Origin of the sequence: Pseudoalteromonas sp. S558 (assembly GCF_005886635.1) — a bacterium.
In the GTDB taxonomy this organism is placed as follows: Bacteria; Pseudomonadota; Gammaproteobacteria; order Enterobacterales; family Alteromonadaceae; genus Pseudoalteromonas; species Pseudoalteromonas aliena.
This window is the reverse complement of sequence record NZ_PNDU01000471.1, coordinates 1-9,608: the sequence shown is the minus strand read 5'-3', so window position 1 is coordinate 9,608 and position 9,608 is coordinate 1. Positions and strand designations below refer to the sequence as shown.

Sequence of the window (9,608 nt, the reverse complement as noted above, 5' to 3'; positions counted from 1 at the left end):
ATATTATACAAATCTTCTTATATATGTGGTATATTTAACGTTAAGAAAATTACGCTAGAACTAGGCAAAAATTTTTGTATCTAGTTGTTCTAAATAAAAAATTTTTAACGACGTTATAGTGCAATTTAATTCGTTAAATTGATCAAAGATTTATGCAGTTTGGTATTAGTTAATAACCCTAGCTATATTCAACTTTTAAAGCACTGCGTTTAATAGATCACTTTTAGTGATTTGTTGCCTATTTGAATAAACATTAACTAGACCAACCGGGCTCAATTACTATTCAATTAATTTGATAATCGCCTTGCTATCAATCAGGGTCAATCGAGTAATGCCTAACGATTGTGCGAAAAATATAAAAGTAGGCACCTGCTAATATTTAAAAAGGGATTGGAGAAAGAGCCAATCCCGCCAACTTATTTCCTTAGAACGTATTTATTACAAACGCTCTATCAATTGATCTACTTTTGCCACAACAGGCCATGCTGAAGATTGAAAGTTACCTAATACCACTAAAATGTAACCTTTGTCTTGATACATATTTAGTCTGGCTGTCATACCTAAATGAGCACCATTATGACCCACTATTTTGTTATTATCAGCGCCTCTCACTGAAAATCCATACCCCCAGTTTTCTGCACCAAGTTCGGGCTTCGAAGTAAGAGCTTCTTGGGAAAGTTTACGACTAATTAAAGTTCCATTTTGCATTGCTAAAGCGAACTTATATAAATCGCCTACTGTCGAATACCCACCTCCAGCGGGACCCCCTTTAACTGATTGAAACATTAAGTTTTCAGTAATTTCTCCAGTTTCAACTGAAAACCAATAGTTACGCGCAGTGTTCCTAATAGGTACATCCAAATCAAAACTACCACTATGTTGCATATTAGCTTTCTGATAGATGTTTTTATCAATGTATGTAAAATAACTTTCCTTAGTAACAGATTCAATCACCTGACCAAGTAATAACATACCTGTATTACTATATCGCCATTGAGAGCCTGGTTTAAACGTTGTTTCAATGGAGCTGTATAAGTGTTGAATATCTTCAAGTGAACGTACTTTATACTGTATTTCGTCAACCCCAGCTATATTACTAATACCTGATGTATGACTCAGTAAGTGGTGAATATGGATTTTATCAAAGTCTCCCTTACCTAACAGGGTTTTATCAATGAACTTAGTAATCGGATCATCAAGCAATACTTTTCCTGCTTCAACAAGTTGCAAAATAGCGACGCTAGTAAACATCTTATTCATCGAACCTATTTGAAATTTAGTATCTAAATTATTTTTAACGTCATAGCGTCGAGAGGCTAAGCCATGCGCTTTAGTAAATAAAACTTTGTTACCTTTGGCAAGCAGTATTGTTCCTGAAAAAATGCCATTTTTAGCAAGTAGATTGCTATAATTTTTTACCTCATTAACTAATTGTGGCTCAGTTAAAGAAATTATATCAAGGCTTTTGGGGGTTTCTCCAACAAACCAGCCTGTAACGGCTTGTTCTTCGTTAAAATCGATAACCATTTCGTACTGCATGTCGGTATTTTTTGAATGCACTTTACTAATGTGCTGTATGCGGTTATTGGAAGTATCAAGCTCTGTTGAAAGTAGGCTTAATGATCCATGAAAAAGTGCTACGTTCATCGAATAACCAACATAACGATCTTTTCCTGTATTATCCCAACGAGAAAGTGCATCAGGCGAAAAGTTTTTTACAATAAAACCTTCGACCTGTTTTAAATCTTTGCTGTTTAAAACAGATATAAACTCATTAGCTAGCTTATTGTAGTTTAGCTTATCTGCTGCTAGCGCTTGATTGCAGATAATTGTTATTAAAAATAATAGTGTTACTAAATATCGCTTCATTATGTATTCCTTTTGTAATTTATTTATTAATATAGCGCTGACTTTTCGATTCCTTTTTAACTGTTGTTACCAAGAGAAAGCGATGAATTAGTAATTAAGAAAACGTTAAGAAAAGCTTAAGGGATATATATCTATTAATAACAGTGGGATGGGAAAGGTTTGAGCGTAAACGAACTACCAAATAAATTTTATATTGATGATTTTTTAATTAATATCAAAACCGGTGAGGTTATATATGAAGAAAAATCTCAGGTAATTGAACCAAAAGTAATGGCGCTTTTGAAGACGTTGGCACAAAACCCCAAAAGAGTTATTGCAGCTGAAACGCTTTTTGAAATTGTTTGGCCTCAAGCAATTTACAGTCCAAACTCAGTTCGTAGAAATATAGCCTTGTTAAGGCAAGCGTTATCTGATGACGACAAACGCATTATCAAAACACATCCTAAACGAGGCTACAGCCTAGACTCCGAAGTTCGCTTTCCAGAAAAAAAAGCAAATGCATTATCAAAAAAAAGCCCCCTTATAAAGTATTTAAAATTATCTTTACTCCTCATTCCTGTTTTCATCCTAATTAGCGTGTTTTTTAGTTTATCAGATACAAGTAAACAGGTTTCTTTGTTAAACCTAAAACCAATAACTGCAAGCAATGAACAAGAGCGCTATATGCAAATCAGTCCTGATGGACGATTTATGGCATATATTCAAAATACCAATCAACCAAACAAGAGAAAAATATTAATTAAAGATCTAGTAACTGGCTCAAGCTGGCCCTTAAAGGATACTTTAAACGCATATACCTACCTTGCATGGGATTCTCACAAAAATGCCTTGGTGTATTCATGCCAAGATGAGAAAGGTATTTCATTTAATCGCTTGCTACTCGACGCACAATTAAAAGTAGTAAGTGAAGAGCTACTTTTTTCGCGTAGCGATATAACTTGGAATAGTTTATTTTTTATAGATAAGCGCCAACAACTTTATTATTTGGCCAATCAAAACAGTTCGGAGCATAGCCGAAACGTTAGTTTATATCGGCATAATTTGGAGTCAGGACAAACTGAAAAATTACTTAAACCAAATGACTACTTTAAACCTTATAAACTTGCTTTGTCTCCGACTCAAACACAATTAGCGTTAGTCGGTTTTAATAAACAAGCATTATCAGAAGTAAAGTTGTTAAACTTAGATAGTAATGATGTTGTCTCAATCGGACAAATAGATCATAACTGGTACTTCTTAACTTGGTTTGAAAACAATAAATATTTATTACTTAGTAATGGCAGTGAATTAAAGCAACTCTCATTAAATGGTGACCTCACAACGCTTAACTACAAAAGCTATAACTTTTTAGTTTATCCGCAAATTATTAAAGATAAAGTGTACTTTATTGAAGCCAAGTCAGATCAAGACATTTTACTGAGTAAATTAAAACAGCTTTCACCTCCCCAAAAAATAATAAACTCAAATACAATTGATAAAGCTGCAGCGCTTTCAGCAGATGAAAAACACATAGCCTATGTATCAATAAAAAATGGCTATCCTCAGATTTTTGTCAAACATATTGAGACAGGCAAAGAACGAATATTATTCGAAAATTCAAAGCAAGAATTTGCTTTAACCAAACCAGTTTGGCACTGGTCAGGAAAGCGTATAGCGAGCAGTGTAAATAACAAACCGTTTATTATTGAGTTGGAGTCAAACCGATTCTCGATAAAATGGTTAAACATGATTATTGGTGAGCCTATAGTTTGGTACAACAAATCTGACGCTATATTATATGTTGATAAAAAAACTCACAATGATGAACTAGTAAAGTTTAATCTTACAACTGATGAAAGAACAACATTAAAAATAAAACGAGTGCATGATACATTCTTTTTAAACCATAAAGACGAACTACTGAGCTTTGTAAAAGGTCAAGTCATACGCCATGATTCAGATAACACTTTACTCAAAAGCCCCTATTTATTTACTCAAATATATCCCGAAAAAAATGGTTTTTATTATCAATACACACAAAATGGCAAGCCATTAATAAACTATTACGATTACGAGTTAGGTGTACAAAATTTAAGTAGTAAAACCGAAGAGTTTTGTGCGAAATTTTGTGATCAAATAACCGCAGTAAGTGACAATATAATCTTACTCAAAAGCAAACATAAATCGGCAGACATTTTGGTTTTAGATATTACTTCAAAAAGCACAAAAGTGAGGGGGAGTTTATAGTTTCATAGCAACCAATCCTTAATCGGGGATTGCGTTGCCCTCACCCACTGGACCCACAATTATTTGCGACAAGCATGGATTGCCCCCTTTAGCTGCACAGGATACAGGGCCATAGTATTTTTAATATATGATTAACAAACTTATACTCTTTATCAGCTAATAAGTTAAGATGAGTGAAATAAATAACCAAATGATCCATTTTTATAAAAACAATGCGTTATAAATTTAATAATTTTGAATTTGATAGTACAAGCTGTGTACTAAAAAAAAATGGTGATGACTTAGCCATTCGACACAATGAAGCCAAAGTACTAAAACTATTACTAGAGCATTCGAATCATGTCTTTAGTAAAGAAGATATTTTATCTCATGTCTGGAAAAATAAAGTTGTATCGGAACAAGCCGTTTTTCAAAGTATTAGCAATCTAAGGAGGCTGTTGGGTAACCACGCAATTAAAACCTTTTCAAAACGAGGTTATCAGTGGCAACTCCAAATTGATTCTAAACATTCTGATGTTGAGGCACACTGCAACATCAGTCAAAATAAACCACTGCAGCATGAAAATACTTTATCAAAACCAAAAAGCCGAAACCATTGGATAACCATTGCACTTAGCGGTATTGCCCTTCTTGTATTTACTATCATTAATAACAATACTGACCAACCTCAAACAGATGAGAGCTCAGTTATTAATATTTCTTATATAGCAATAAGCAATCAACGAGGGACGGAAACCTTTAAGCTCAATGATACTGAACTCTTTAGCTTTACCGAATTACCTCAGCTAAATACGGCGCATTTTCAGGTTTCAGCGGAGTTTGAATACCCACTTTTAGCAAAAGAACACCCATTGATTTTATCTGGCACTATTCGCACACATCATAATTTGACATATATTGATTTTATATTAAAAGGCCCATTTGCAGATTGGCAAGGGCAATTATCTGGAGTAAGTCAACAAGCCGCTTTAAATCAGTTACAACAACATTTACAGCAGCCAGTTATTTTAAAATTGCTTAATAAAGCCCAAACACTCGAACTCAAGCAAGCAAATTTATCCATTGCTCATCAGCAAGCGCCACATGATCTCATTATCCTTGGTCATCTAGCTAATACTTATATAATGATGGGGGAACTTGATAAAGCGATGGTGATGGCAAATAAACTAGAAAAAATAGCTATTTCACAAAATAAGACACACCATGTAGGCAATGCTTTGCTCTTTCAAAGTGAGGTATTAATCCGTAAAGAGCTATTTGATTTAAGTAAATATAAGCTCAGTAATGCTATTAAGCAGTTTCAAAGTATTAATGATTTACACAGACAAGCAGACGCGTGGTTTACGCAATCTTGGATAGACCATAACCAAGACAATTACCAAGCAATTAAACAAAGCCTACTTAATTCAGTGCAATTAGCTTTTGATGCACAAGATAAACGACGAGAGCTAAGCGCCTTAACTTACCTATCTGTATTAGCCCATAAGCATCAGCAAGAGGATGATAAATACCTTTATTTACAACAAGCAGAAAATAAAATGAAGGCCTATCAAATACCTAACTATCACTTTGCTATAGTGCCGTATCACTATGCCATTTTTGCTAAAAGCCTACAAGATAAAGAGCCTCATTTAAAACAAGTACTAGAGCTTGCAACGTTAACACCTGATTTTTGGGCTGCACAAAGCAGTCGTCAGCAATTGATGGAATATTATATAAATCAAAATAATCAGGCAGAAGCACAAAATCTTATTAATGATATTACTACGGATAATGCCAAGAACTCCTACTTAAAAACATTGTTAGCTCAAGCACTGAAAAATGATGATGCATTTACAACTCATGCACAGCGTACTTTTGAGCAAGCTGAGTTGGCGGGTGACCTTTATCTCAGCTTAGATATGGCGTTACTAATTTGTAGCTCCCAAAGTATGCAAGATAATTATGATTTTTATTCTCAATATATTGATAAAAAAGGGACTGACTACTGGCGACGTAATAATGAAAAAAAACTGTTAGCATTAAATTTATAATGTTATCCAAAACTGGATTTAAAATAGTAAGAGACAGCAATACCACGGCCTCTTATTTTGTACTTTACAGAAGCTAATTTGGGTTAAAGCTTACCCAATTTAATTTCCAGTTTTTATCAAGTGATTTTAGGGTCAGCTTATTTTCACCTTGTTTCAGATAAAAATAAGTGGATCCTCTTTGTGTTTGCCATTTTTTATAACCACCTGTACTCGTTATTTTTTCTACTGCTAATTCCTTACCATTGATTACAACTGCAAAACCTTTTGTATCTCTAGGAGCCGCTACACGGTAGCTAAGGTTATAATTTCCTGAGTGTGCGACTTTAAGCTGATAGTTTATTATCGCATTATCACTAATTCCCTCCCCTCCAGTTAAATTAAATTTGCCATCAATATCAGAGGTTCTTCCGATGCTAGCGTTACTAAACTTAATGGCAGATTCTGCTTCCACTCTGCCAGGTGCATGCACCCATGATGTCGGCGTTTTTACGACATTACTGTAATCACCTTGTTGATTATGCCTTACCGCAACAACAGTATATTCATATTGATGGTTATCTATATTGGCATCTTTAAATGTAGTTTCAATTATATTTGCAGCTAATAGTTTAAACACGCCGCCAGTAGCTGCATTTCTATAGATTCGATAACTTTCAATATCACTTTGGGAACTTTTATCCCACTTTAAGGTAATAATACCCGCTTCTTTATCTAGTTTTAAGTTTGTTACAGTGGCAGGGTAAGGTAAAACAGCATCACGTCTTAATTGTTCGCTGCGTTGAGCTGTTTTGAGTGCTTTGATAAATTTTACAGTGTTGCTAGATATAGCTGGAGCAGCTCCATCTAGTGCAATTCGAACCCCCTCTACTGCCCCTACAAAGTCCTCACCCACGACGCCCCTCTGGCTTACGGGAAAAGTATTCCAATGCCAACTACCTCCTCGTGCTACCCTGTATTTACAATCATTATCTATCCAAGCCTGACCATCATTGTGCGCGTTTTTATAACTATCTTTATAACAATCAGTAATGAACTCAACCACATTACTAACGATATCGTGTAATCCAAAGGGATTAGGTTTGTACATTCCAACGATACTTGCATAAGCCGCGTGGTCAACACAGTTCGATTTGCCATTAAAAAAATTGACATAACTCGTACTCGAGTCCCGTTGTAAAATATTCTCACCGGTTAAGTCGGCGGTGTTTTCGTATTCACAAACTAAGGCTTGTTCAAGATCGTCACCAAAGTAATACTTACTAGTTGTACCAGCCTTCGCCGCATATTCCCACTCTGCTTCACTCGGCAAACGATAAGGACGGCCAGTTTTTTTTGCTAACCACTGAGTATACGCGTTGGCTGCGAGCCAACCAATGCAATTTACTGGTTGAAAATCACTGGTATTGAGGGAGTTGTTCTCCCATGAACCATTGGTTTCTCCATAATTAAACCAACCATTTAACTGATGAATGCACTTGGTTGGCATTTCATAATCAGTTTCTTCAACAAACTGTCGAAACTCTCTTACGGTTACTTCATATTTCCCTAAACTAAACTCAGTTAGTGTCACTTTATGAATAGGTTGAGCATCTTCTTCTTCGGTGTTACCCATTTGAAAACTACCAGCAGGAATAGTTACCATAATGGGTTCAATTAGCTCACTGGCATTTTGATTAGCATAAAGCACAGCGCTATTTACTGATAAAAATAGGGGGATTATTAGTTTGTTTAGTTTCATTTACCTTTCCTTCTTAATGAAAGTGCGATCATGAAAAAATAAGTAAAATAAATCTTATGAAAAACCTAAACACTGATAAAAATAGAAAAAATATAGATAAACAAACTCTAATCACAAACAACCTGACACAAAAAAGCCGAGCTTATTTTACTAAGCTCGGCTTTTAATACCTTTAAAAACTGACTATTGAGCCGTTATTATTAAATATTTTACACTTGGGTATTCGCAGTATGCGCGCTCTATATTTTTAGCCTGCTTTTTTAGAAATACCTAAATGAATAAGTGCTACACGTAAACGAGTTAGAGTAGGTGTCTAATTTAATTACGGGAGATGAACCGCCCATTGCGGACCCGCATGATTGGTGGTGTGGGGGCTGGAGGTTAGAGACCTCCGGCTACCCGATTGTATGCAAATTAAGTTGGGACAGCTTTTTTAACAACTAAAGTCCAAAACATAACCTGTAGGAAAACGATAAAAACGACTATTACTAATTTAGAAAAGGATTGAAACCAAATTAGATAAAAGGCGGCTATATGTACCACAAACAACATATACCAAAAAATAGTACATATACTGCACCAAAACTTATTGTGATTAAGTTTAAATTTATACAACCCAACCCCATTGGGAATAAATGTCCAAAATAAAGACAACAACCAAAAAAACGTAAAGAAAATATTTAAAATTCCATCTGAAAAATACAACTCATATATCCTTATATTTCTAACTTACTCTTTAATATTTTCAGGCTGAAAAGTAAGAATCAAACCCTTGCATATCGCCAACATAAGCGGCAATAAAATAGTTGGTTAAAATGTTGAACGGAGTGAAAAAAACCGACTACTTTTTGTCCGTTTGATGTTCTTATATTAAAAACTTTCACGACCCTTTAATTCACTAAAATCACTCATGATCCATTTAATGTATCCTGTACGTTGATTGATAATTCCGTACCACCTATTTACTTCCTTTGGCAATTGTATATCCAAACCTTGAGATATTAGTCGATAAATCACAGCACCAACAACAATATCGGCTAGAGATATTGATTCACCTATCAGATAATCCGAATCAATAAGTTGTTGCTCTATGACATTCAAACAATCTAAACATTTAGATAGCTCTTTAGTAACAACCTCCATATTTCTTTTGTTTGAAGGCATTCTGTAATATCCCCAAAACGTTTCCATAAACGCAGGTTGAAATATGATTTGGGACCAATCTAGCCATCTTTCGTATAAAGAGCGTTCATATGGGCAAGCAGGATACCAATTTTATCTCCATATTCTGCTACCAGATACCTTAATATTGTATGTGATTCCCAAATTGATTTGTCGCCATCAATTAGAACAGGTACTTTTTTCATTGGGTTTAGTCGAAAAAATTCATCTGAATCTAAGCCTCCAAAGTGGCCACCTAACTCAATATGTTCATAATTCAAGGCTAATTCGTCAAGTAACCACAATATTTTTTGCACATTAAATGAAGTTGTACGGCCGAATACTTTCACTACAGCTTCCTTTTTAATATAACGAGCCTGTAGATTAACTCGCTTTTTTATTTTTTTTATTGATAAACAAACCATAGCTGAGTTCCTATTTTGGTTCAATCAATTACTGTATTTTATTCAGAATATAAAGTGAGAAAACAACTCAATTAGACAGCAACAACTCAATTAGACAGCCACTCTAATTGAACAAATAAAACTGTGCTATTAAATTTACTTTTTCAGCTAAAAATT

The 9,608-nt window shown here is 34.6% G+C and carries 6 protein-coding genes; 2 read left to right on the top strand and 4 right to left on the bottom strand.

Annotated elements, in window-relative coordinates; translation table 11 throughout:
• Window positions 1-438 precede the first annotated feature (438 nt).
• Window positions 439-1,869 carry a serine hydrolase domain-containing protein gene (locus CWB66_RS20920; RefSeq protein WP_138586953.1) on the bottom strand — a complete coding sequence of 477 codons (1,431 nt, stop codon included), beginning with the start codon at window positions 1,867-1,869 and terminating at the stop codon, window positions 439-441.
• A 159-nt stretch (window positions 1,870-2,028) separates the two neighbouring features.
• Between CWB66_RS20920 and CWB66_RS20915 the strand changes: the two genes are divergently transcribed.
• The gene (locus CWB66_RS20915; protein WP_138586952.1) at window positions 2,029-4,095 is read left to right on the top strand and encodes a winged helix-turn-helix domain-containing protein; all 2,067 of its coding nucleotides are present in this window, start codon (window positions 2,029-2,031) and stop codon (window positions 4,093-4,095) included.
• Window positions 4,096-4,307: 212 nt separating this feature from the next.
• Window positions 4,308-6,128, top strand: a complete 1,821-nt coding sequence (locus CWB66_RS20910; protein ID WP_138586951.1) for a winged helix-turn-helix domain-containing protein — start codon at window positions 4,308-4,310, stop codon at window positions 6,126-6,128.
• Window positions 6,129-6,201: 73 nt separating this feature from the next.
• Here the strand turns inward: CWB66_RS20910 and CWB66_RS20905 are convergent, their stop codons facing one another.
• From CWB66_RS20905 to CWB66_RS22495, 3 genes are all read right to left on the bottom strand, one after another.
• A complete protein-coding gene (locus CWB66_RS20905; RefSeq protein WP_138586950.1) occupies window positions 6,202-7,866 on the bottom strand; it encodes an SUMF1/EgtB/PvdO family nonheme iron enzyme in 1,665 nt (554 codons plus the stop codon).
• Window positions 7,867-8,736: 870 nt separating this feature from the next.
• The gene (locus CWB66_RS22500) at window positions 8,737-9,030 is read right to left on the bottom strand and encodes a glutathione S-transferase C-terminal domain-containing protein (RefSeq protein WP_252371815.1); all 294 of its coding nucleotides are present in this window, start codon (window positions 9,028-9,030) and stop codon (window positions 8,737-8,739) included.
• A gap of 59 nt (window positions 9,031-9,089) precedes the next feature.
• On the bottom strand, window positions 9,090-9,452 hold the full coding sequence (locus tag CWB66_RS22495) for a glutathione S-transferase N-terminal domain-containing protein (protein ID WP_212747843.1): 363 nt from the start codon (window positions 9,450-9,452) through the stop codon (window positions 9,090-9,092).
• Window positions 9,453-9,608: the final 156 nt, after the last annotated feature.

Bases quoted from the DNA above. Each gene is read 5' to 3' on its own strand.
- CWB66_RS20920 (WP_138586953.1), bottom strand. From the start codon at position 1,869: ATGAAGCGATATTTAGTAACACTATTATTTTTAATAACAATTATCTGC.
- CWB66_RS20910 (WP_138586951.1), top strand. From the start codon at position 4,308: ATGCGTTATAAATTTAATAATTTTGAATTTGATAGTACAAGCTGTGTA.
- CWB66_RS20905 (WP_138586950.1), bottom strand. From the start codon at position 7,866: ATGAAACTAAACAAACTAATAATCCCCCTATTTTTATCAGTAAATAGC.
- CWB66_RS22500 (WP_252371815.1), bottom strand. From the start codon at position 9,030: ATGCCTTCAAACAAAAGAAATATGGAGGTTGTTACTAAAGAGCTATCT.
- CWB66_RS22495 (WP_212747843.1), bottom strand. From the start codon at position 9,452: ATGGTTTGTTTATCAATAAAAAAAATAAAAAAGCGAGTTAATCTACAG.